Genomic DNA, 20,319 nt, shown 5'->3' on the forward strand with positions numbered 1-20,319 from the left:
CGCGCATGACCGAGGGGCGACCACCGCCCCCCACCGGGCCAAGCGGCCACCGACCCAAGCGATCACCGGCCCAAGCGATCACCGACCCGAGCGCCAGACCGGCCCGCCCGTAGGCTGCCGCGCATGGGGCTGATGAGGGAGTGCGAGCGCGAGCGCTGCGGGGGCGTACGGCGGCCGGTGGCGGAGATCCATGAGCGGGGGGTGCCGCACGGGTCCGGGCCGGAACACGACCAGGTCCACGACTACACGCGGGCCCTGGAATGCCCCGAATGCGGGCATGGCGTGCTCTACCACTTCAGCCATGACTGCTTCTGGCCGTGGGAGCCGGACGATCCCTGGGACATGGACTGGAGCTGGCGGCTGGAGCCGGAGGACGTCGCCCGGCTGCGCCAGGGCTTCGCCGACTGCCCGGATCCGCTGTTCGACCGGTGCGCGTGCCCCGCGCACGGCGCCCTGCGCGACGACCGGCGGGCCGATGTGACCGAGGACGAGGCCCGGGTGGTGCTGACGGACGACGGCCTGCCCAGGGTGCGGCGCCGCACCGCGGAAGGCTGACGCACCCCGTCCCGCCCCGTCACCCCGTCCCGCCCCGTCACCCGCTCAGCAGATCCAGCTCCGTCGTGAGGTTGCGGCGCGCCGTGTGTTCCCACCGGTCGTACGCCATCGGGGTCCGGAACAGGCGGGGCAGCGCGAGGAGTTGGCTCAGCACCGCGGCGCGGCCCGCGGCGAAGTCGGCATCGGGGACGAAGGCGTACTCCTCACGGACCGCCGCCGCGTAGGCCGCGTAGTCGTCCGGCGAACCGGCCAGCACCGCCAGATCGGCGTCGCACAGCACCTCGCCGTCGGGGTCGTCCGGAGACGGATCATGGGTGACCGTGAGCCGTACCAGGCGCGCCACCTCGGCCGTACGGGCCGCGCCGACGCCCAGTTCGGGCAGGGCGCGTTCGGCCAGGGCGGCGCTGCGCTCCTCGTTCTCGGAGCGGTCCGGGCGGTAGACCGCGTCGTGGAACCAGGCCGCCAACTGGACGACGGGCAGATCGTCGGCGTGCTCGGCCAGTTCGTCGATGCGCTCCAGGACGGCGGCCAGATGGGCGACCGTGTGATAGCGACGCTGGGGTTCGGCCCACCGGGCCAGGAGGTTGTCCGCGTACGGGGCCGGGTCGGGGCCCTCGGCGGCGTGCGCGTCGCGGGCCTCGGCGACGGTGACGGCCCAACGTCGGGCCAGCTCCGCCGGGGCGGTGGGGTTCGCCTTGCGGTACTCGGAGGTCATGGCAGTCATTGTGCCCCGCGGGTCAAGATCCTCCGGGCCCCGGGAATCGCCTGCGGTCGGGGCCGGGTCGCGGTTACCGTGCAGCCGTATCGCCGTCATTGTCATCGTCAGTGTCAGTGTCAATGCCGTCGTCATCGTCATCGTCATCGTCGTACCGATCACGGGGTGGGCTGTGTCCGGAACACCGGAAGTATCAGAGAGCGTCCGCGATGCCGAGCTGCCGGGGCGGTTGCTCGTGACCGAGCGGGATGCCCTCATGCCGCTGCTCCGGGCCACGCCCGAGGAGCGGTTCGGGCTCCGTACGGCGTGTCCCGGGTGGGCCGTACGGGATGTGCTGGCGCACTGCGGCGCGGCGCTGATCCGGATCGTCGAAGGCCGCCTGGAGCCGGGGGTGTTCTCGCCCGAGTCGAATGCCGCCGATGTCGCCGAGCGGGCCGACTGGCCGCTGGCCCGGGTGCTGGACGAGCTGGAGCGCGGGTTCACCGAGGCGGGACCGGTCGTCGCCGCGGCCGGGGGGCGGCTTGACCTGGTGGCGCTGGGGGAGTGGGTGCACGCGGGCGACGTACGGGATGCCTTCGGCGTGCGCGGCGCGTACGACGGGGAGGGCGCCGAGGCGGCGCTCGACCTGCTGGTGATCGCGGCGAGGAAGCGGCGTACGCCGCTGCTCCGGGCCGAGCTCCCGGGCGGCGACGGGGGCGGCGGACGGTCGCTGGAACTCGGCGTCGCGGCCGACGGACGTCCACAGGCCAGGCTGATCTGCGATGTCCCGACGCTGATCCGGCTCTATGCGGGACGTTCCCTGGTCGGTACGCGGTATGAGCTGGAGGGCGCGGCGGAGGGGGAGTTGGCGCTCTACGCCTGAACCTCCGGGCCCCGCCGCGCGGTGTGTGTCAGGTCCTGGGCTTGTCGCGGCAGGACAGCGAGTCGAGGGTCTCCGTCCGCGGTTTGAAGTCGGTCTCCCAGGTGGCGTCGGCCTTCGGGATCGACGGCAGGGACGTCGCGAAGTCCTGGCTCCAGGCGTTGTCGCTGAGGTAGTCCCGCAGGGCGTCGCGCAGTTTCAGGCAGTCCTGGCGGTGGCCCTTGGCCATGGCGATGCCGTACTGGTTGGCGGCGCCGTAGATGATGTCGGGGACGACCCTGAGGTCCGGGTTCTCCTGTGTGAAGCCGTAGAGGATCATCTGGTCGATGGAGACCGCGTCGGCGACCTTCTTGACCTTGAGGTCGTTGATGCAGGTGGCGGCGTCCGGCTGTTCGTAGACCACGATCCGGTCGTACTCGGGGCCCGCCAGGGTGGTGGAGGCGGTGGTCCCCGGCCATGTGCAGACGCGCTTGCCGATGACGTCGGCGGGCTTCTTGATCCGGTGATCGTTCTTGCGGACCATGATGCCCTGGTAGGTGGTCGCGTACGGCCCGGCGAAGTCGACGTCCTTCATCCGGTCCACGGTGATCGAGTACGTCGCGACAACCAGGTCCTTCGACTTGTCCCTGAGCACCGCACTGCGGTCCTCGGACGGCACGATCCCGAAGTCCGGTGTGGCGCCGACGGCCTTGAGGACCCGGCGGGTCACGGCGGTGTCGAAGCCGGAGAACTTGTAGTTGCGGACGACGGCCGTACCGGGCTGGTCGTTCTTCGTGCCGACCAGGACCTTGCCGTCCGCGAAGAGGGAGGGCGGCTGGTCCTCGCCGCAGGCGGTCGCCGTCAGGGCGGTGAGGGCGAGCGCCGCCGCCAGGAGGGTGGCGCGGTGGCGGGGGCGGGCTCTGCGTCCGGTGCGCCTCGGTCCGATGATCATGTGCGGGTCCCCGTTCCTGGTACCTGTCGTTCGTCGTGCCTGTCGTTTGTGGTGCCGGTCGTTTGCGGTGCCTGACGTTTGCGGTGCCGGTCGTTCGTCGTGCGTGTCGATCGCCCGCGCCGGTCGTTCGTCGTGCCTGTCGTTCGTCGCGGTGGGCGCGGTGTCAGTTGTCGTGCAGGACGGCGCCGGTCGCCCGTACGTCCATCCGGCAGCCGCGGGCGGTGTGCAGCCGCAGATCGATCCGTACGGAGCTGACGCGCGCGCCGAGGGTGAATTCGGCCGTCCCGCCGGGGCGGAGGTCCGTCGTCTGCGCCGCGACGCCCGCGGTGAGCAGGGAGACCGTGGCGCCGGTGTCCGGGAGGCAGGTCGGGCCGGCCGGGTCGTGGTCGTCGATGGCCACCGTCAGGCGCAGGTGGTTGCGCGGTTCCTTCAGGGCGGCGGCGTCCAGGAGGAAGGAGAGGGAGCGGTGCGTGGTGGCGTCCAGCGGCTGGGCGCCGCGGGTGCGCACCTGCCCGGTCACATCGATCTCGCCGTGGGTGACGACGCTCTGGAATGCCAGCCAGGCGCCGACCGTCGCCAGGACGGAGGCCAGGGAGAGGGCGCCGACCACCCGGGCGCCGCGCGGTCTTCGGTTGAGCACGCGCGCGGCGGCCGTGACGACCGACAGCGCGGCGAGCGTGCCCCACAGGGCGTACTGGCTCGCGGGTCCGTCCGGCCAGGTGCTCCCGGCGATCACCAGGCCGGTGCAGGCCACCAGGAGGGGCGCCCAGCGGGCGCTGGGGTGCATCACCCACCTGATGATCACGTTCTTGATGTCGTTGACGGCGATGGAGTGGTCGCCGTCCGTCCTCGCGCTTTTGTTGACCGTGCCGTCGCGGTCCCGGAGATTTCCGGTGTCCCCTGGGTGGGTCATGAGCCGTCCCGGGGGCCGGTGGCTCCGGTGGTGCCGAAGTTGAGGGTGCCGATGGTGTTGGCGGCGATGGAGTGATCGCCGTGTGTCGTCGCGGTGTTGATGGTGGTGGTCGTGCCCTGGGCCGGGGTCAGCCGGGAGAGGTGCGCCAGCAGGCCGTCGGCGTCGCGTCGGTCGGCGGGGTCCGCCAGCCAGGCGGTCACCGCGGCGGACAGCAGCTGGCGCTCCCGGTCGTCGAGGCCCGCGAGCTGCCGGTCGAGGTCGTCCGCGCGGGCGGCGTCCAGGAGCGGCTGTGCGCTGCCGTCGCCGAGGCCGTCGTCGAGGCCGTCGGCGCCGTCGCGGCGCAGCAGCCGGCGGAAGAAGCCCTCGCCGGCCGTGACGGTGCGTTCGGCGATCCGCTGCTGGGCGGCGGTGATCACGGAGGTGCCCAGGCTGTTCGCGGCCAGGGCGAGATACGGAGCTACCTCCGCGGAAACGGTCGCCAGGTCGGACATCCGGATCTCCCCACGCTCATGAGTCACAGGTGCATTCGTCGGTCACGCGCACATCGTCACTCCGCAGGCGCTGCGTGACAACGCACTTACGGAAAAAGCGTGTTACCCATGTTGGGCCTGATCCATACCTGCACCATTGAGGGGTTTCGGGTCGGTTTTGGGGTGGGGTGGGCGAGGGGGTGCGGGTGGCTTCCTGGTGGATCCCGGCGCGTCCGGAGGCGAAGTGACGCGGGAGGGCCGACCAGGCATTACGCTGCTTATTGGACTAGACCTGTCATTCCTGGATTGGGGTCATATGAGCAAGCGCGCGCTCCTGGAGGTGATCGCGCTTGGCCCGGAGGACGCGATCGCCGCCCAGGCCGGTGGGGCCGACCGCCTGGAACTGGTCACCGACATGGCGGCCGACGGGCTCACCCCGCCCCGGGCCGTCTTCGCGGCGATCCGGGCGGCCGTCGACATCCCCCTGCGGGTGATGCTGCGCGCCGCCGACGGCTTCGCGGCCGGGGACGCCAAGGACGTCGCGGCGCTGTGCGCGGACGCCGCGGAGCTGCGGGCGGCGGGCGCGGACGAGTTCGTACTGGGCTTTCTGACCCCGGACGGACGGCCCGACCTCGCGGCCGTACGGGCCGTGGCGACGGCGATCGACGGCTGCCGCTGGACCTTCCACCGCGCCATCGACCGCGCCGCCGACCGGGACGCGCTGCGCAAGGAACTGGCCGACCTGCCCGAGGCCGCCGCGCTCGACACGTATCTGACGGCGGGCTCCGCGGACGGCGTCGAGGCGGGGCTGACGACGCTGGTCGCGGAGCAGGCCCGGACGGCGGCCGGCGACGCCGGGTACGCGCCGCGCATCCTGGTGGGCGGCGGGCTCACCCTCGGGCATCTGCCCCGGCTGCGCGCGGCGGGCCTCGACGCGTTCCACATCGGCGGCGCGGCGCGCCCGGCCGGCTGGTCCGCCCCGGTGGACGCGGCGGCGGTACGGGTGTGGCGGGACGCGCTGGACGGGGTCCGGGACGGGGCGGGCGTCTAGGGCCTGTCCGATGGGTCAAGGCATCCAGGGCCTGTCCGCCCCCGACCCGTCGGGCGGGCCCTGGAGGAGAACCCGGCGCGGCGGAACGCACACCGGCGCCCTCAGGGCCGCCGGTGGTGGACCCCGGGCGTGTAGCCGAAGGCGCGCCGGAAGACGTCGATGAACGCGCTGGTGGAGGACCAGCCGCACCGGTGGGCGACCGTGGTCACCGGCAGCTCCTCGGCCAGCATGCCCAGGGCGTGGTAGAGGCGCAGTTGGGTGCGCCACTGGGGGAAGGTCATGCCCAGTTCGCGGCGGAAGAGGCGGCTGAGGGTGCGCTCCCCGGTGCCCGTCGCGGCGCCCAGGGCGGCCAGGGTGCGCGGGTCCGCGGGGTCGTCGTGCAGGAGAGCGCAGACGGCCGTCAGGCGGGGGTCCGTGGGGCTGGGCAGTTGCATCGGCAGCTGGGGAGAGGCGCGCAGCTGGTCGAGGAGGACCGCGCGCAGCCGCCGTCGCTCGGGGCCGTCGGTGTGGGGGCTGCGGGTGTAGGCAAGGATCAGTTCGCGCAGCAGCGGGCTGACCGTGAGGACCGTGGGGGCGTCGAGGCCGAGGGGGTTGGTGTCGGCGGGCAGGCCGAGCGTGTGCAGGTCGAGGTGGCCGCGTGCGCGATGGGCGTGGACGCAGCCGGCGGGGACCCAGATGGCGCGCGTGCCGGGGGCGAACCACGTGCCGGCGTCGGTGGTGACGGCCAGGACGCCGGAGCCCGCGTAGACGATTTGGTGCTCGTCATGGCGGTGCGCATCGATACGCGCTCCCGGGGCCAGCGTCTGGGTGCGGGTGGGCGCCTGGGGCTCGTGGCGGATAACCGGCATGCTTAGGCATTTTATCGGAAGCGCGCCATGCGGTGCGGTGGCGACGATGAACGGGTGCCAACACAACAGACCTCGCGCAACCGGCCCCTGACGCTGATGTCCCTGGGGCATGCCTGCGTGGACATCTACCAGGGAGCGGTGGCCGCGCTGGTGCCGTTCTTCGTCTCCGAACGGGCCTACACCTACGCCGCGGCCTCCGGGATCGTGCTCGCCGCCTCGCTGCTGTCCTCGGTGGTGCAGCCGCTGTTCGGGGCGCTCACCGACAAATGGGCCATGCCGTGGCTGCTGCCGGTGAGCACGCTGGTGGGCGGCGCCGGAGTCGCCCTGAGCGGCGTCGGCGGCTCCTACGCCCTCACCCTCGCGGTGGTCGCGCTGTCCGGGATCGGCGTCGCCGCCTACCACCCCGAGGCCGCCCGCCTGGCACGCCACGCAGGCCGCGGCGGCCACACCGCGATGGCCTGGTTCTCCCTCGGCGGCAACCTCGGCTTCGCCGCCGCCCCGCTGCTGGTCTCCGCCACCGTCGCCGCCGGCGGCCTGCGCGCCTCCCCGCTGCTGATCGTCCCGGCCGTCGCGGGCGCGGTGCTGACCGCGGCCGCGCTGCGGGCGATCAGGGCCGCCGCCGCTGCGAGTGCCTCCTCCGCCTCTGCGAGTGCCGCCGCCGCTGTGGCGTCCGCCGCGCCCGCGACCGGCCGCGCGGCCCAGGCCACCGGCCGGGACGACTGGGCCTCCTTCGCCAAACTGTCCGGGGCCATCGTCTGCCGCTCGATCGTCTTCGTCGGTCTGAGTACCTTCATCTCGCTGTACGTGCGCCAGCGCACCGGCGGCGGCGCCGGGTCCGGTACGGCCGCCCTGTTCGTGCTCTACCTGGGCGGCGCCGTGGGCACGGTGGCCGGCGGAAAGCTCGCCACGCACTACGGACGCCTCACGGTCGTCCGGTGGTCCTACGCCCTGACCGTCCTGGCCGTCGCCGGCGTCGTCTTCGTGCCCGGCCCGCCGCTCTATCTGTTCGTGGCGCTCACCTCGGCCGGCCTGTACGTGCCCTTCTCGCTGCACGTCACGCTCGGCCAGGACTACCTGCCACGGCACATGGGCACCGCCGGCGGCGTCACCCTGGGCCTGACCGTCAGTGTCGGCGGCCTCGCGAGCCCCCTCATCGGCGCCCTCGCCGACGCCACGTCCCTGCAGACCGCCCTGGCGCCGCTGATCGCCCTGCCCCTCCTCGGCCGGCTGCTGCTGCACACACTGCACGAGCCGAAGATGCCCGAAGCGATCACGGACCGGCCGGCCGGCACCGCACGGCAGGAACCCGTCGCGGACGCCCCGCCCCGTCCCTGAGGCGCGGGGCGCGGGCGGATCCCCGGGGACCCCGGGGACCCCGGGGTCCCTCAGGCCCCCACGGCCAACTGCTCCGGCAGCTCCGTCGCATGAATCACCGTCAGCCCGGACACCGGACGCGTCAGGCACACATACAGCCGCCGCAGCCCGGTCCGCTCGTCCGGCTCACCGTCCACGATCGCCGCGGGCTCGTCCAGCACCACGTGGTCGTACTCCAGACCCTTGGCGAGGGTGGCGGGCACCAGCGTCAGGCGGGACTCGGCGGACGTCTCCTCGCCGGGCGCGAGCGGGGCCACCCCCGCCGCCTCCAGGGCCGCGCGCAACACCGGAATACGGGCCTCCGCCGCGATCAGGCCGATCGACCCCTCCTTCGTCAACGCCTCGTCGCACGCCGCGAGAACGGACGCGTCCAGGTCCTCCGTCGCGACCCGCCGGACCTCGAAGTCGCCGGCCGACTCCCGGATCGAGGTGGCCTCCGTCAGGTCGGGGGCGATGGCCGGCAGCAGCCGGGACGCGTACGCGATGACCTCGCGCGGCACCCGGAAGCCCTGGGTCAGCTCCTCGACGGCCGCACCCGGCTTGCCCAGGTGGGCCAGCGCCTCCTCCCAGGTGTCGGTCGCCCACGGGGTCGTGCCCTGCGCGATATCGCCGAGCACCGTCGCCGAACCCGTCGTACAGCGCCGGCCCACCGCCCGGTACTGCATCGGGGACAGGTCCTGCGCCTCGTCGAGCACCACATGGCCCAGCGAGTGGGTGCGCTCCACCAGGTCCATCGCCTCGTCGATCAACACCGCGTCCGCGGAGGACCACTTGGCGCTCTTCACGCTCCGGGGCGGCTTGGCCCACAGGATCGCCTTCTGCTCCTCGGGCGTCAGGATGTCCGCCGCCTGCTCGGCGAGGAATTCCGCGTCGCCCAGCAGCCGCAGCACCAGCTTGGCCGGATCGACCGGCGGCCACGCCGCCTTGACCACGGCCTTCACGGCGGCGTTACGGGCCACCGCGTCCTGCACCCGGTCGTCCGGCGCCTCGCCCGCCTGCTCCATCCGCACCAGGACGGCGTGCGCGATCCGCTGCGGCAGCGCGTCCCGCGCCGCCCCGTAGCGGATCTCCCGCTCCATCAACTCCCGCACGATCTCTTCGAGTTCATACGCCGGCACGCGCCAGCGCCGGGAGCCGCGGACGACCACGCACGGCTCCTGCGGCATGGTGATGCCCGCGCGGACGGCCCGCCGCAGCACCTGGGCCATCCGGGCGTCGCCCTTGATCGTCGCGGCGGCCGCCTCGTCCCTGCCACGCACCTCCACATGCCCCACCAGGTCGTCGACCGTCGCCTGTTTGACCTCCAGCTCGCCCAGGGCGGGCAGCACCTGCTCGATGTAGTGCAGGAAGGAGCGGTTCGGGCCGATGACGAGGGTGCCGGAGCGGGCCAGCCGCTCCCGGTGGGCGTACAGGAGATAGGCGACACGGTGCAGGCCGACGGCCGTCTTGCCGGTGCCCGGCGCGCCCTGGACGCAGACCGAACCGCCGATACCGGCGCGCACGATCTCGTCCTGCTCCGGCTGGATCGTGGCGACGATGTCCCGCATCGGGCCGACGCGCGGGCGCTCGATCTCCGTCTGGAGGAGCCGGCTGGTGTGGGACGCCTCCGCCGGGTCGGTGAGCCGCTCGTCCTCGTAGGCGGTCAACTCGCCGCCGGTGTAACCGAATCGGCGACGCAGTTCGAGGTCCATCGGGTCCTTCTTGGAGGCCCGGTAGAACGGCTGGGAGACGGGCGCGCGCCAGTCGATGACCAGCGGGTCGCCGTCGGCGTCGTGGACGTGCCGCCGCCCGATGTAGAAGCTCTCTCCGTCGGCGCCCTCGGCGAGGTCGACGCCGGGGGCGTGCAGATAGTCCAGGCGGCCGAAGAAGAGCGGGGTGTGGGCGAGGTCGGCGAGGGCCTTGATGCGGGCGTCGATCTCGCCCTGGAGGACCTCGGCGTTGACCCAGTTCGCGGTGACATCGGCGATGTTGAGCGCCTCGGCGTCCTCGCGCATGGCGCGCAGGGCGGAGCGGGAGGTGGCGAGGTGCGCGCGCTCGCGCTGGAGCGGGTCCGTGCCGGGCGACGGGTCCGTGCCGGCGGACGGGTCGGTGCCGGGCGACGGGTGGGGGGAGTGGGCAGGCGAGGGCACGGCGTTGCCTCCGGTGGGAAATGTCCGGTGAAGTACAGCGGCGGCCGCGTGCCGCGGAGGGCGGGCGCGGGCGGGGCCGACCGGTTTCCGTCCGGCCGGCGGCACTCCTCGACGGGAGGCAGGGCAGACGCGCGATTGTAGTCAGCACCCATCAGGGGCGCCAATGGATATTCGGCGGTCCGCGGGGGGCTGGAGGCCCTTGTACGGCAGGGGCTCACCGGCAGCGGCGTATGAGGGGGTGTACGGCGGCAGGGGCGTACGGCGGCGGTCTACGGCGGGGGAGGGGCATCCCCTACGTCCGTGGGTCTCCCGTAGGGGTCGGGGTAGCCCCTGAGACGGACAACCAGGCCCGGAAGGATGGGCCCATGGACCGATGTGCGGCAATCGCGTGAAATTCATCATTGAGGCATGAGCAGCGCAGCCTTTCACCCCGCATCCGTCCACCCGACGTCCCTGAACCCGGTCAAGGGCGCCACCGCCCTCGGCCCCGACGCAGATTCCCCAGGTGCCGCGGCGCACCCCCATGAGAGCCACCATGTGATCGGCAATGCCCTCCGGGCCGTCAAGGTCTTCGTCGCGGCGGCCTTCAGCGTCGCGGTGCTGGGGGAGTACGGCGAGGATTGACGTCCGTCAAAGCCCTTCCTCCCCGACCCGCACCTGTGCCCGCCCGCCCCGCGACAGCACCTGCCCCGAGCGCGCACCATCCGGCGCCGGCGGCCGACCCCACTGCGACATCCGGATGACCGGAAACCGTTACGGGCCGTCGGTCTCGATCCACTAGCGTCGCCGCGGAGAGCGCGCTCAGGGCGACGAGGGAGGGGTCAGCGGGTGTCTGCCGCCGACAGGGCCGGGGTCAGCACGTGGCGACAGACCCTGAGACGGACCTGGCAACGTACCTGGGCACGGAGCGTTGCCCACCCACGCCGGCTCGCGCTCGCGGCGGCGCTGCTCATGCTGTCGTTCGCGGGCCTGTGGGTGCTGTACGAGGTCGTGCCGCTCCCGATGTCCGACATAGTCGTCTACCGCGCGGAGGGCGAAGCCGCCGCCACCGGCGGTGATCTCTACGGTTTCACGGTCACCAAGTGGCACCTTCCGGCCACCTACCCGCCCTTTGCCGCCCTGCTCTTCATCCCCACGACCTGGCTCTCGCTCGCCACGCTCAAAGTCGTCTGCGTGCTCGTCAACGCAGTGCTGCTCACCCTGCTGATCCACCTCTCCTGCAAGGCCGCCGGCCTGCGCAAAGCCGCCGGTGCCGCGCCCGCCGTGCTCACCGCCACCGCACTCGGCCTCTGGCTCGAACCGGTCTTCCAGACCTTCGTCTTCGGCCAGGTCAACCTCGCCCTGGCCTGCCTGGTCCTGTGGGACCTCTCGCGCCCCGACGGCGCCCGCTTCAAGGGCTTCGCCACCGGCATCGCGGCGGGCATCAAGCTCACCCCCGCGATCTTCGCCCTCTACCTCCTGATCACCGGACGGGTGAAGGCCGCCGTCACCGCCCTCGCCGGGTTCGTCGCATCGGTGCTGATCGGCCTGGCGTTCCTGCCGGGCGCCAGCGTGGAGTTCTGGACGCGGCGGATGTTCGAAACGGGCCGGGTCGGCAAGGCCTGGATCGTCGACAACCAGTCCCTCCAGGGCCTGATCGCCCGCCTCCTGCACGACCCCGAGCCGGGCCTGCTGTGGGCGGCGGCGGCGCTGCTCACCGGGGCCGCCGGGCTGGCCGTCGCCCGCCGGGTCTATCTGCGGCGCGGCCTCGACAGCTGGGGCGTGCTCGCCACCGCCGTCACGGCGCTGCTGGTCTCGCCGATCAGCTGGTCGCACCACTGGGTGTGGTGCGTACCGCTGCTGGCCCTGCTCGCCGCGCACACCCGCGATGTCCTCTGGCGCCGGGTGCTGCTGGCCACGATCACGCTCGCCTTCACCGCCCGCACCCTGTGGATCGTGCCGCACGCCGGCGACCTCGATCTGCATCTGCCCTGGTGGCAGCAGCCGCTGGCCTCGCCGTACCCCCTGCTCGGGCTGGCGCTGCTGGCCGCGCTGGTCTGGTGGACGCGCGCCGCCCCGGACCGGCCCGCGGACCCGGGCCGGATCCCGCCGCCCCGCGCGGCCGAGCCGCTGAGCACCCGGGCCGGGACGAGCTGACGCCGCCGGGCCGACGGGGGCCGGGCGCCCGGCCCTGCGCCGGCGGCCCCGGCCCCGAGGCGAGAGCCGCGGCCCCGGCGCCAAGACCCCCCGGCCCGGCCCCGCCCGGAAACCGCTCCCGCCTCAGACGTCCTCGTCCGCCGCCAGCAGCTCGTCCGAGTCCATGATCCGGTACGCATAGCCCTGCTCGGCCAGGAAGCGCTGGCGGTGCGCCGCGAAGTCCTGGTCGATGGTGTCCCGCGCGACGACCGAGTAGAACCGCGCCTCATGGCCGTCCGCCTTGGGCCGCAGCACCCGCCCCAGCCGCTGCGCCTCCTCCTGCCGCGACCCGAACGTCCCGGACACCTGGATCGCGACCGTGGCCTCCGGCAGGTCGACGGAGAAGTTCGCCACCTTCGACACCACCAGCACCGAGATCTCCCCCTCCCGGAACGCATCGAAGAGCTTCTCCCGCTGCGCGTTGGTGGTCTCCCCCTTGATCACCGGCGCGTCCAGATGCTCGCCCAGCTCATCCAGCTGATCGATGTACTGCCCGATGACCAGCGTCTGCTCGCCCCGATGGCGCCGTACCAGCGCCTCCGTCACCTGCTGCTTACTGGCCGTCGTCGCGCAGTAGCGGTACTTCTCCTCGGTCTCGGCCATCGCGTACGTCAGCCGTTCCGACTCGGTCAGATTGACCCGCACCTCGACACAGTCGGCCGGGGCGATGTACCCCTGCGCCTCGATCTCCTTCCACGGCGCGTCGAACCGCTTCGGCCCGATGAGCGAGAAGACGTCCGACTCCCGCCCGTCCTCCCGCACCAGCGTCGCGGTCAGCCCCAGCCGCCGCCGGGCCTGCAGATCGGCGGTGAACTTGAAGACCGGCGCGGGCAGCAGATGCACCTCGTCGTAGACGATCAGGCCCCAGTCCCGGGAGTCGAAGAGCTCCAGATGCGGATAGACGCCCTTCCGCTTCGTGGTCAGCACCTGGTACGTCGCGATGGTGACCGGCCGGATCTCCTTGCGCGCCCCGCTGTACTCGCCGATCTCGTCCTCGGTCAGCGACGTCCGCTTCACCAGCTCGTGCTTCCACTGCCGGGCCGAGACCGTATTCGTGACGAGAATCAGCGTCGTGGCCTTCGCCTGGGCCATCGCACCGGCTCCGACCAGCGTCTTTCCCGCGCCGCACGGCAGCACGACGACACCCGAGCCGCCGTGCCAGAAGCCCTCCACGGCCTGCTGCTGATACGGCCGCAACGCCCAGCCGTCCTCATCCAGCTCGATCGGATGCGCCTCGCCGTCGACGTAACCGGCCAGGTCCTCGGCGGGCCAGCCCAGCTTGAGCAGCGTCTGCTTGATCTGCCCGCGCTCGGACGGGTGCACCACGACCGCGTCCGGATCGATCCGCGCCCCGACCAGCGGCTGCACCTTCTTCGACCGCAGGATCTCCTCCAGCACCGGCCGGTCGGTGGTGGTGAGCACGAGCCCGTGAGCCGGGTGCTTGGTCAGGGTCAGCCGCCCGTAGCGCGACATCGTCTCGGCGATGTCGACCAGCAGGGCATGCGGCACCGGATACCGCGAGAACTGCACCAGGGCATCGACGACCTGCTCGGCGTCGTGCCCGGCGGCCCGCGCGTTCCACAGTCCCAGCGGCGTCACGCGGTACGTGTGGATGTGCTCCGGCGCCCGTTCCAGCTCCGCGAAGGGCGCGATGGCCCGTCGGCAGGCGTCCGCCAGCTCGTGGTCCACCTCCAGAAGCAGCGTTTTGTCGCTCTGGACGATGAGAGGTCCGTTCACGCGCCTCGCCTTTCGCTTCCCGGCCGGCGGCCGGCCGCGCGGCTCCCGGCCGCACAGTGCGGCCAAACGTCCAGTGTGCCGCATCGGGCGGACAGGACGGGAGGGCCGTTCGGACCGGCCGCGGCCCGCGATCGCGGCGGGCGGCGTCAGCCCTCGGCGCCGGCCGGGGAAGCGGCGGGGGTGGCGAGGTCCGCGAGGTGGGCGCGCAGCGCCTCGGCGCAGCGGTGGGGGGCGAGCACCTGCGGGTGCAGGGCGGCGCCGAGGCCCAGGCCGTCCAGGAGCGCGGCCAGGCGCTCGGTCTCGATGCCGAGGTCGCGGCCGGTGCCCAGGGCGCCGGTCCCCGCGAGGCGTTCCAGGACGCGGTGGACGAGCCGTCGGGTGCCGGTGGCGGTCTGTTCCGCGAGATCGGCGAAGGCGGGGTTGGTGCGGGCCGCCGCGCTGAAGTCGAGAAACACGATGACCTCGGCCCGGCGGTCTTCCCCGAGCGGGAGGAGTTCGCCCAGCAGCCCGGCCGCCAGCCGGAACTGCTCGGCGGGGGAGTGGCCGGCGAACTCGCCGATCTCCTCGACGCGCCGGAGCAGCCGGGCACCGACCCGGTCGAGCATCGACTGCATCGCGAACCGCATCAGCTCCTGCTGGCCGGCGAAGTAGTGGCGCAGCGATCCGATGTTGAGGCCGGCTTCCTCGGCGACGGCCCGCAGGGAGGCGCGTTGCAGGCCGTCGCGGACGGCGACACGGAAGAGGGCGTCGACGACCTCGCGGCGGCGGGCGTCCGGGTCCACGTACTTCGGCATGGAGCCTTTGTATCACGGCCGTGATAAATTGTTTCGTATCACAGTCGTGATATAAAAAGGAGTGCAGCGTGGAGAGCTATCTCAATTTCATGCTCGTCAGGTTCGGCCTGATCGCGGGCGGCCTCGTGGTGCTGGCCCTGGTGGTCTTCGCCGTCGCCCTGACCCTCAAGCGGCGCGGCAGGTTCGACGATGCCCGCCGTTACGCAGAACCCGCGGTGCGCGCGGCGGTGCGGGCCGCCACCCGGCGGCTGGAGGACGGCCCCCGCCGCTCGGGCGGAAGGGGCGGCCGGCGATGACACCTCTTGCGACGGCGACTCTCGCCACGGCGGCGACGCACCTCGCGACGGACTCGTCCGAGCTGCTCTCGCACCTCATGACGGATCTCGTGATCAAGGCCGTCATCGTGCTGGTCGCGGTGACCGTGCTGGCGCTCGGCATGGTGCTGCTGTGGCGCCGGGCGGGGAACGGGGGCGACCGCGGGCCGGGCCGCTGACCTGCGATGAGCGGGGAGCGGACGGCAGGCCCTCACACCGCGTCGTCCGCCAGCTCCGCCACCCCCGTGATCCGGTGCAGCGGATACGTGCGGACCTCGTCCGAGGTGTGGTCGTAGGCCGTGACGAAGCCGCCCTCGACGCGTACCGGAGCGATCACGCGCTGGCTGGCGGCGCCGTCGGCGTTGACATAGCCGATCCACAGGGCGGAGCTGGTGAGGACCGCGGCCTGCATGGTGGCGAGCGTCTCGGCGGAGGTGGTGCGGGGCAGCGCGCCCGGGGTCGGGGCGGGGGCGTGCAGCGGCTTGCGCTCGGCGGTGGCGGCCAGATCGCCGGCGCGGATGGCGCGCACGGCCGCTTCCAGGAGCGTGGCGTCGGGGGAGGGCGGGCCCTCGGGCACCGGGGTCGGGGCCGTACGGGGCGCGGTGCGGTAGGAGTCGGTGCGGGCGATCAGCACATCGCCGGTGGCGGATTCCGCGGCGGGGGCGTAGCCCATGGACCGCAGGCCGTCGAGGAGCTGGTCGGGGCTGGTCGTCGCGGCCAGCACGGTCGGCGCCAGGCGGCGCAGCCGCAGGCCGGCGGCGCGCCGGTCCGCGAGGATCTCGGAGAGCAGGGCGTCGTCGTCGCACCGGATGTAGGCGGCGGCCGCGCCGATCCGCAGCTGGCCGTGCTTACGGGCGATGTCGTCGATGAGGTACGCGAGCGGCTGCGGGACCGGGGTACGGGAGTGGGTGGCGAGGAATTCCTGGAGTTCGGCGGCGGAGCGGCCGGCGTCCAGGGCGCGGCGCACCGAGCCCGGGGTGAAGCGGTACACCGTCGCGCCGCCCTTGGACTCGACGTCGGCCAGCACGCCGAGCGCCTCGGCGAGCGGACGGCGCAGCGGCCCGGGGGCGACGGCCGTCAGGTCCGCCTGGAGGAGGACGTGGTCGAGCGGCTCGGGGAGGAGCGGGGCGAGCAGGGCGACGGCGCGGGCGGTCGCGGCCGCGCGCTCGGCGGGGGCGGCGGCCGGTCCGGCCTCGACCAGGGGGCGGGCATGCGCGGCGAGCGCGCCGCGGCCGGTCAGCCCCAGCAACTCGGCCTCTTCGAGCGTCCATTGGGCGATCCGGGTGCGCAGGTCGGACTCCGGGGGCGCGGCGCCGCCCGGCGTCGCCTCCGGAGCGCCCGCCGCCCTCGTCGCCGCGGCCCCTCTCAGCGGCCGCTCCCACTGGAGGCGGGCCAGCACCGCCGCGGGGGGTACGGACGTGCCGGGCGGGAGGTCGGCCAGCAGGGCGAGGGCGCGGTGGCGGACCTCGGGGGCCGGGGAACGGTCCAGGTTGGGGCCGAGGGCGGCCAGCGCGCGGCCCTTCGCGTCGGCGGTGCCCACCAGGCCCGCGGTACGGGTCGCGGACAGCCAGGCGGCCGCGAGCGTGCCCCAGCGCTCGTGGTCGGGCAGCTGGAGCCAGTCCTCGGCGGCCGGCGTGGCGGCGTACCGCTCATCGGCCTCGCCGTCGGAGGCGATCAGTCCCGCCCCGTAGGCGAGTTCGAGCCAGAAGGCGGCCAGCTGCTCGGTGGTGTCCAGTGCGGTGGCGGTCCGCTTGAGGTCGCGGACGCTCAGGCCCCCGGCGCGCAGCACGGGCGGCCCGCCCAGGTCCCACTCCTTGAGCAGCTCCTCGACGGTCGCCAGGGTCGTGAACGCCTGGCTCGCGGCGGCGTTGTCCACGAGCCGGGGATCGCGTTCCGTGACCGGCGCGAGGGCGGGCGGCAGCGGCTCGGGGGAGTGGTGGGCGCGCCCGGCGCGCAGATGCAGGGCCACCTCCCGGGGCAGGACGACGTTGCGCGCGCCCGCCGGGATCAGCAGACCCCGGTCGAGCAGCCACTGCAGATGCGGCGCCGGACGGTCGGTGACACCGCCGTACGGAGGGCCCCACAGCAGCTTGTCGAGGACGGCGACGGACTCGGCCGGCGCGGTGTCGAGCAGCGCCGCCATGGCGGTCCGGTCGGAGAAAAGGCCGGTGAGGGCGGCCACGGCGGTGACCGGGTCATGGGTCGCGGGCAGCCCGGCCGCGGCGATGATCTCCTGGAGCCGACCCGGCGACGTCCCGGCCATGGCCTCCGCCACCGTGGGGCCGAGCCCGGTCGGGGACGGATGCGTGGCGCTCGGAGTGAGCAGCTCACGGGCCGTACGCACCAGCCGCAGCCGGTCGTCCGGCCCCCAGACCAGCGCCTGCGCCCGCAGCGCGGCCACCGCCCGGGGCAGCTCCGCGGCCACCGCCGCGTCCCCGGCGTCCCCGCCCATCAGCCCCGCGAGCGTCCCGTACGGGCAGGGATCGGGCGCCACCGCCAGCGCCTCGGCGGTCTGCAGCGCGAACCGGTCCAGCCGCTCCACGGCGCGCACCACCGACGCCCGGGTCCCGGCCCTGGTGGCGAGCTGGGTGACGTCCCCGGGCACCGGATTGAGCAGGTCGGGCCGGGCCCGCAGCAGGCCGATGAGCCCGCCGTCGGTGCGGGTTCTGAGCTCCTCGGCCAGGGTGCGGGGTGTATCGGTCATTCGTCTTACGTTAGCGGGGGGAGGGATCGGAGGGCACCGTCCGGCGGACGGGGCGCCCGGGGACGCACGCATGGCGCGCCCGTCCACGACGGCACGCCATCCCGCCGGACGGTACGGTCGGAGCAGCAACCAGCGGACGCCGCAGGGGATTTCGTGGGGTTATGTCGTGGGGATCGAGAGCGATCAGCTCGTCTTTGACTATCTGAGCCGGGTCGGAGACCTGGCCCAGCAGCGCGGGCTGCCGGCCGCCGCACGGATGCGGCTGGTGGCCGGGCTGCGGGCGGAGATCGACGCCCAGAAGGCCGACACGGTCCCCGGCGTGAAACGGATGCTGTCGCGGCTGGGGACGCCGGAGGCCGTGGTGACGGCCGCGGGCAACGGGGACACGGTCCGGCCGACGGCGGCCCCGCCGCGCGCCCCGGCCTGGCGCGGCGCCCTGACCGGCAAGCTGCCCGCACCGCGCGACGGGGCGGGCCCGGCGCTGCCCGGCTTCCTGCGCAAGGGCACCCGGCCCGCCGAACCGGAGCCGGAGCCGACCGCCGCGCCGCCGCATCTGGCAGGCGCCGACGAGCTGGGCGACGCGGACGATCCGCCGGACTGGTGGCGGGTGGACCCCTCGCCCTACGCGCCGGAGGAGACCGTCCACGGTTTCGTCGGCGGCATCGAGATCGCGGAGATCTGGGACCGCCCCAAGGACGGGAAGGACGCAGCGGACAACCCGGATGCGGCGGACGCGCGGGGCCAGGACGACCAGGCAGCGAGCGACGGCAAGCGCCCGCTGCCCCGGATGCTGCGGCGCGCCCTCGGCCTGCGGCGCGCTCCCGAGCCCGAGGCCCAGCCGGACGCGGATGCCGAAGAGCTTGAGGAAGCGCCCGAAACGGCCCCGGCGTCCCCGTGGGCCTGGCTCAGCCCCATCCCCACCCTGTCCGTGGTGCTGCTGCTCGCCGGTGCCGTGACCGGGGCCTGGCTCGCGCTCGGGGGCGGCTGGGCGCTGGCGTACGTATCGCGGCGGCTGACCCGGCGCGAGGCGAAGTGCGCGGCGCTCTGGGTGCCGGGGACCGCCGTCGGCGGGCTGATGGTGTGGCTGTGGGGCCGCTTCGACGGCCGCTGGGGCGAACCACTCGCGCCCGGCCTGCTGGGGCAGGGCTTCCTCGACGCCCTGCCGGGGGTGGCCCGGGTGGCGGCGGTGGGGTCGGCGGGGTTCTTGCTGTGGCGCCTGCGCCGGGGGCGGGGCCGGGGCCGGTAGGCCCCACGTTGCCGGGTGCGCGTGCCCTTCGGGGTTCGCCCCACGTGGCCGGGTGCGGCGCCGTACTTCTTCTGTTGTTCTGGACCCGCCTTCGGCGGGATCGGGGGAGGTGGTGGGGTTGGCCGCGGGGCGATGGTGGTGGGTGCGGTGCCGGGCCTCCAGGACTTCGTCCCTACGGCCCGTCCCCTCCCGGCGGTTTCGCGGCCACCCCGGGGTGGGGGATGACATCCCTGGGTTGCGCCCGGACCAGCACCCGGCGGCCCGTCTTGTCCCCCTCCCCCTCCCCCTCCCGGCCGGAGGTCGACGACGGACGGGAGGCGTCAGGCCGTAGGGACGCAGTCCTGGAGGCCTGCCGCCGTACCCGCCCCCACGGGCACAACGACCGCCACGGCCAACCCCCACCCCCGCCCGCCGAAGGCGGGCGCACCCCCACGGCGGGACAGCCGACAACGTGGGGCCCCGAAACGGGGGTGGCCGACAACGTGGGGAGAATGACCCACATGGCTCACCCCCTGACGGTCGGATTCGACCTCGATATGACGCTGATCGACTCCCGCCCCGGCATCAAGGCCACCTACCAGGCGCTGGCCGCCAGGACCGGTACGTACATCGATGCCGACGCGGCCATCAGCCGGATCGGGCCGCCGCTGGAGGAGGAGATCCGGCGTTGGTTCCCGGCGGAACGGGTGGCGGAGATCAGCGACGTCTACCGGGGGCTGTATCCGGAGCACGCCATCACGGGGACGCTGGCCATGCCCGGCGCGCGTGAGGCCATCGCCGCCGTTCAGGCGGCAGGGCGCCCGGCGGCGGAGGGAGCCGGCGGGCGCGCCGTCGTCGTCACGGCCAAGTTCGAGCCCAACGCCAAACTGCATCTGGCGCATCTGGGCATCGACGCGGACGCCGTCATCGGCTCGCTGTGGGCGGAGGCCAAGGCCGAGGCGCTGCGCGAGCACCAGGCGTCGATCTACGTCGGCGACCACACCGGCGACGTCCGCGGGGCGCGCGCCGCGGGCGCGCTGTCCGTCGCGGTCGCCACCGGGCCGTGCGACGCCGAGGAGCTGCGCGCGGCCGGTGCCGACGTGGTGCTCGGCGATCTGACGGAGTTCCCGTCGTGGCTGGATCGCTACTACGGCGCGGGGCTGGCGGACGCTTCCGCCTGATGCCGCTGGGCCCTGGCGGACCGGATCACGCCCGCCGCGGCGACCGCGAACCCGGCGCCCATCAGCATGCATACCCAGTAGAAGACGGATGGCAGCGGATCGGTCCCGAGGAACAGCGGCGTCACCGTGGCGAGAGTGGCCACTGCGCCAACTAGGAACATGATCGCGCCGATTCGGACCAGCAGATCCCCGGCCTGGGGCGTTTCGTCAGACACCTGACCAGGGTAAGTCCGGGCCAGAAGCACATCAGGATCCCCCCTGCGACGTCTTGTCACCGGGCACCGGACCATTAGCCTTGTGGTGGCGGGTCCTGTGACCCGCTGCACTGCTATCCAGACCCGTTT

Annotated in this window: 20 protein-coding genes; 10 read left to right on the plus strand and 10 right to left on the minus strand. The window is 73.6% G+C overall.

Features of this window, described 5'->3' with window-relative positions; all coding sequences use genetic code 11:
• The first annotated feature begins 123 nt into the window (after positions 1 to 123).
• Positions 124 to 555 (plus strand): hypothetical protein, encoded by a 432-nt coding sequence (locus AC5677_RS23190; RefSeq protein ID WP_497189834.1) that lies wholly within the window; start codon positions 124 to 126, stop codon positions 553 to 555.
• A gap of 37 nt (positions 556 to 592) precedes the next feature.
• Here AC5677_RS23190 and AC5677_RS23195 read toward each other — a convergent pair whose 3' ends face one another.
• Positions 593 to 1,270, minus strand: a complete 678-nt coding sequence (locus AC5677_RS23195) for an HD domain-containing protein (RefSeq protein ID WP_497189835.1) — start codon at positions 1,268 to 1,270, stop codon at positions 593 to 595.
• Between the two features lie 235 nt (positions 1,271 to 1,505).
• Here AC5677_RS23195 and AC5677_RS23200 point away from each other — a divergent pair, with 235 nt between their 5' ends.
• Complete coding sequence (locus AC5677_RS23200) at positions 1,506 to 2,132, plus strand: maleylpyruvate isomerase family mycothiol-dependent enzyme (RefSeq protein WP_497189836.1); 627 nt, start codon at positions 1,506 to 1,508, stop codon at positions 2,130 to 2,132.
• 28 nt (positions 2,133 to 2,160) lie between these two features.
• Here the strand turns inward: AC5677_RS23200 and AC5677_RS23205 are convergent, their stop codons facing one another.
• The 3 genes from AC5677_RS23205 to AC5677_RS23215 form a co-directional block, all read right to left on the minus strand.
• On the minus strand, positions 2,161 to 3,060 hold the full coding sequence (locus AC5677_RS23205; protein WP_497189837.1) for a transporter substrate-binding domain-containing protein: 900 nt from the start codon (positions 3,058 to 3,060) through the stop codon (positions 2,161 to 2,163).
• Between the two features lie 163 nt (positions 3,061 to 3,223).
• A complete protein-coding gene (locus AC5677_RS23210; RefSeq protein ID WP_497189838.1) occupies positions 3,224 to 3,973 on the minus strand; it encodes a hypothetical protein in 750 nt (249 codons plus the stop codon).
• A complete protein-coding gene (locus tag AC5677_RS23215; protein ID WP_497189839.1) occupies positions 3,970 to 4,464 on the minus strand; it encodes a hypothetical protein in 495 nt (164 codons plus the stop codon). The genes AC5677_RS23210 and AC5677_RS23215 overlap by 4 nt, the downstream gene beginning before the upstream one ends.
• Before the next feature lie 295 nt (positions 4,465 to 4,759).
• Here AC5677_RS23215 and AC5677_RS23220 point away from each other — a divergent pair, with 295 nt between their 5' ends.
• Positions 4,760 to 5,494 carry a copper homeostasis protein CutC gene (locus AC5677_RS23220; RefSeq protein ID WP_497189840.1) on the plus strand — a complete coding sequence of 245 codons (735 nt, stop codon included), beginning with the start codon at positions 4,760 to 4,762 and terminating at the stop codon, positions 5,492 to 5,494.
• Between the two features lie 101 nt (positions 5,495 to 5,595).
• Here AC5677_RS23220 and AC5677_RS23225 read toward each other — a convergent pair whose 3' ends face one another.
• Positions 5,596 to 6,342: an AraC family transcriptional regulator gene (locus AC5677_RS23225; protein ID WP_497189841.1), complete on the minus strand. Its 747-nt coding sequence runs from the start codon at positions 6,340 to 6,342 to the stop codon at positions 5,596 to 5,598.
• A gap of 96 nt (positions 6,343 to 6,438) precedes the next feature.
• Here AC5677_RS23225 and AC5677_RS23230 point away from each other — a divergent pair, with 96 nt between their 5' ends.
• Positions 6,439 to 7,677 carry an MFS transporter gene (locus AC5677_RS23230; protein WP_497196728.1) on the plus strand — a complete coding sequence of 413 codons (1,239 nt, stop codon included), beginning with the start codon at positions 6,439 to 6,441 and terminating at the stop codon, positions 7,675 to 7,677.
• A gap of 50 nt (positions 7,678 to 7,727) precedes the next feature.
• On the opposite strand, the gene AC5677_RS23235 is transcribed toward AC5677_RS23230, so the two are convergent.
• Positions 7,728 to 9,845 carry a HelD family protein gene (locus AC5677_RS23235; protein ID WP_497189842.1) on the minus strand — a complete coding sequence of 706 codons (2,118 nt, stop codon included), beginning with the start codon at positions 9,843 to 9,845 and terminating at the stop codon, positions 7,728 to 7,730.
• A gap of 408 nt (positions 9,846 to 10,253) precedes the next feature.
• Here AC5677_RS23235 and AC5677_RS23240 point away from each other — a divergent pair, with 408 nt between their 5' ends.
• Complete coding sequence (locus AC5677_RS23240; protein ID WP_497189843.1) at positions 10,254 to 10,469, plus strand: hypothetical protein; 216 nt, start codon at positions 10,254 to 10,256, stop codon at positions 10,467 to 10,469.
• Between the two features lie 327 nt (positions 10,470 to 10,796).
• Positions 10,797 to 11,981, plus strand: coding sequence for a glycosyltransferase 87 family protein (locus tag AC5677_RS23245; RefSeq protein WP_497189844.1), 1,185 nt, complete (start codon positions 10,797 to 10,799; stop codon positions 11,979 to 11,981).
• Between the two features lie 123 nt (positions 11,982 to 12,104).
• Here AC5677_RS23245 and AC5677_RS23250 read toward each other — a convergent pair whose 3' ends face one another.
• Both AC5677_RS23250 and AC5677_RS23255 read right to left on the minus strand, forming a co-directional pair.
• On the minus strand, positions 12,105 to 13,757 hold the full coding sequence (locus AC5677_RS23250) for a DNA repair helicase XPB (protein ID WP_497189845.1): 1,653 nt from the start codon (positions 13,755 to 13,757) through the stop codon (positions 12,105 to 12,107).
• Positions 13,758 to 13,903: 146 nt separating this feature from the next.
• Positions 13,904 to 14,551, minus strand: a complete 648-nt coding sequence (locus tag AC5677_RS23255) for a TetR/AcrR family transcriptional regulator (RefSeq protein ID WP_497189846.1) — start codon at positions 14,549 to 14,551, stop codon at positions 13,904 to 13,906.
• Between the two features lie 68 nt (positions 14,552 to 14,619).
• Between AC5677_RS23255 and AC5677_RS23260 the strand changes: the two genes are divergently transcribed.
• Both AC5677_RS23260 and AC5677_RS23265 read left to right on the plus strand, forming a co-directional pair.
• Entirely contained in the window at positions 14,620 to 14,847 is a 228-nt protein-coding gene (locus AC5677_RS23260; protein WP_497189847.1) for a hypothetical protein, read from the plus strand.
• The gene (locus AC5677_RS23265) at positions 14,844 to 15,044 is read left to right on the plus strand and encodes a hypothetical protein (protein ID WP_497189848.1); all 201 of its coding nucleotides are present in this window, start codon (positions 14,844 to 14,846) and stop codon (positions 15,042 to 15,044) included. The genes AC5677_RS23260 and AC5677_RS23265 overlap by 4 nt, the downstream gene beginning before the upstream one ends.
• Before the next feature lie 32 nt (positions 15,045 to 15,076).
• Here AC5677_RS23265 and AC5677_RS23270 read toward each other — a convergent pair whose 3' ends face one another.
• A complete protein-coding gene (locus AC5677_RS23270) occupies positions 15,077 to 17,569 on the minus strand; it encodes a helicase-associated domain-containing protein (protein ID WP_497189849.1) in 2,493 nt (830 codons plus the stop codon).
• A gap of 166 nt (positions 17,570 to 17,735) precedes the next feature.
• On the opposite strand from AC5677_RS23270, the gene AC5677_RS23275 reads away from it, so the two are divergent.
• Positions 17,736 to 18,815, plus strand: a complete 1,080-nt coding sequence (locus tag AC5677_RS23275; protein WP_497189850.1) for a hypothetical protein — start codon at positions 17,736 to 17,738, stop codon at positions 18,813 to 18,815.
• Positions 18,816 to 19,306: 491 nt separating this feature from the next.
• Complete coding sequence (locus tag AC5677_RS23280) at positions 19,307 to 19,975, plus strand: HAD family hydrolase (RefSeq protein WP_497189851.1); 669 nt, start codon at positions 19,307 to 19,309, stop codon at positions 19,973 to 19,975.
• Here AC5677_RS23280 and AC5677_RS23285 read toward each other — a convergent pair.
• Positions 19,942 to 20,190: a hypothetical protein gene (locus tag AC5677_RS23285; RefSeq protein WP_497189852.1), complete on the minus strand. Its 249-nt coding sequence runs from the start codon at positions 20,188 to 20,190 to the stop codon at positions 19,942 to 19,944. The genes AC5677_RS23280 and AC5677_RS23285 overlap by 34 nt on opposite strands.
• Positions 20,191 to 20,319: the final 129 nt, after the last annotated feature.

Source organism: Streptomyces sp. JLSY215 (assembly GCF_059682825.1).

Bases quoted from the DNA above. Each gene is read 5' to 3' on its own strand.
- AC5677_RS23190 (WP_497189834.1), top strand. From the start codon at position 124: ATGGGGCTGATGAGGGAGTGCGAGCGCGAGCGCTGCGGGGGCGTACGG.
- AC5677_RS23195 (WP_497189835.1), bottom strand. From the start codon at position 1,270: ATGACCTCCGAGTACCGCAAGGCGAACCCCACCGCCCCGGCGGAGCTG.
- AC5677_RS23205 (WP_497189837.1), bottom strand. From the start codon at position 3,060: ATGATCATCGGACCGAGGCGCACCGGACGCAGAGCCCGCCCCCGCCAC.
- AC5677_RS23210 (WP_497189838.1), bottom strand. From the start codon at position 3,973: ATGACCCACCCAGGGGACACCGGAAATCTCCGGGACCGCGACGGCACG.
- AC5677_RS23215 (WP_497189839.1), bottom strand. From the start codon at position 4,464: ATGTCCGACCTGGCGACCGTTTCCGCGGAGGTAGCTCCGTATCTCGCC.
- AC5677_RS23220 (WP_497189840.1), top strand. From the start codon at position 4,760: ATGAGCAAGCGCGCGCTCCTGGAGGTGATCGCGCTTGGCCCGGAGGAC.
- AC5677_RS23225 (WP_497189841.1), bottom strand. From the start codon at position 6,342: ATGCCGGTTATCCGCCACGAGCCCCAGGCGCCCACCCGCACCCAGACG.
- AC5677_RS23230 (WP_497196728.1), top strand. From the start codon at position 6,439: ATGTCCCTGGGGCATGCCTGCGTGGACATCTACCAGGGAGCGGTGGCC.
- AC5677_RS23240 (WP_497189843.1), top strand. From the start codon at position 10,254: ATGAGCAGCGCAGCCTTTCACCCCGCATCCGTCCACCCGACGTCCCTG.
- AC5677_RS23245 (WP_497189844.1), top strand. From the start codon at position 10,797: ATGCTGTCGTTCGCGGGCCTGTGGGTGCTGTACGAGGTCGTGCCGCTC.
- AC5677_RS23255 (WP_497189846.1), bottom strand. From the start codon at position 14,551: ATGCCGAAGTACGTGGACCCGGACGCCCGCCGCCGCGAGGTCGTCGAC.
- AC5677_RS23265 (WP_497189848.1), top strand. From the start codon at position 14,844: ATGACACCTCTTGCGACGGCGACTCTCGCCACGGCGGCGACGCACCTC.
- AC5677_RS23270 (WP_497189849.1), bottom strand. From the start codon at position 17,569: ATGACCGATACACCCCGCACCCTGGCCGAGGAGCTCAGAACCCGCACC.
- AC5677_RS23280 (WP_497189851.1), top strand. From the start codon at position 19,307: ATGACCCACATGGCTCACCCCCTGACGGTCGGATTCGACCTCGATATG.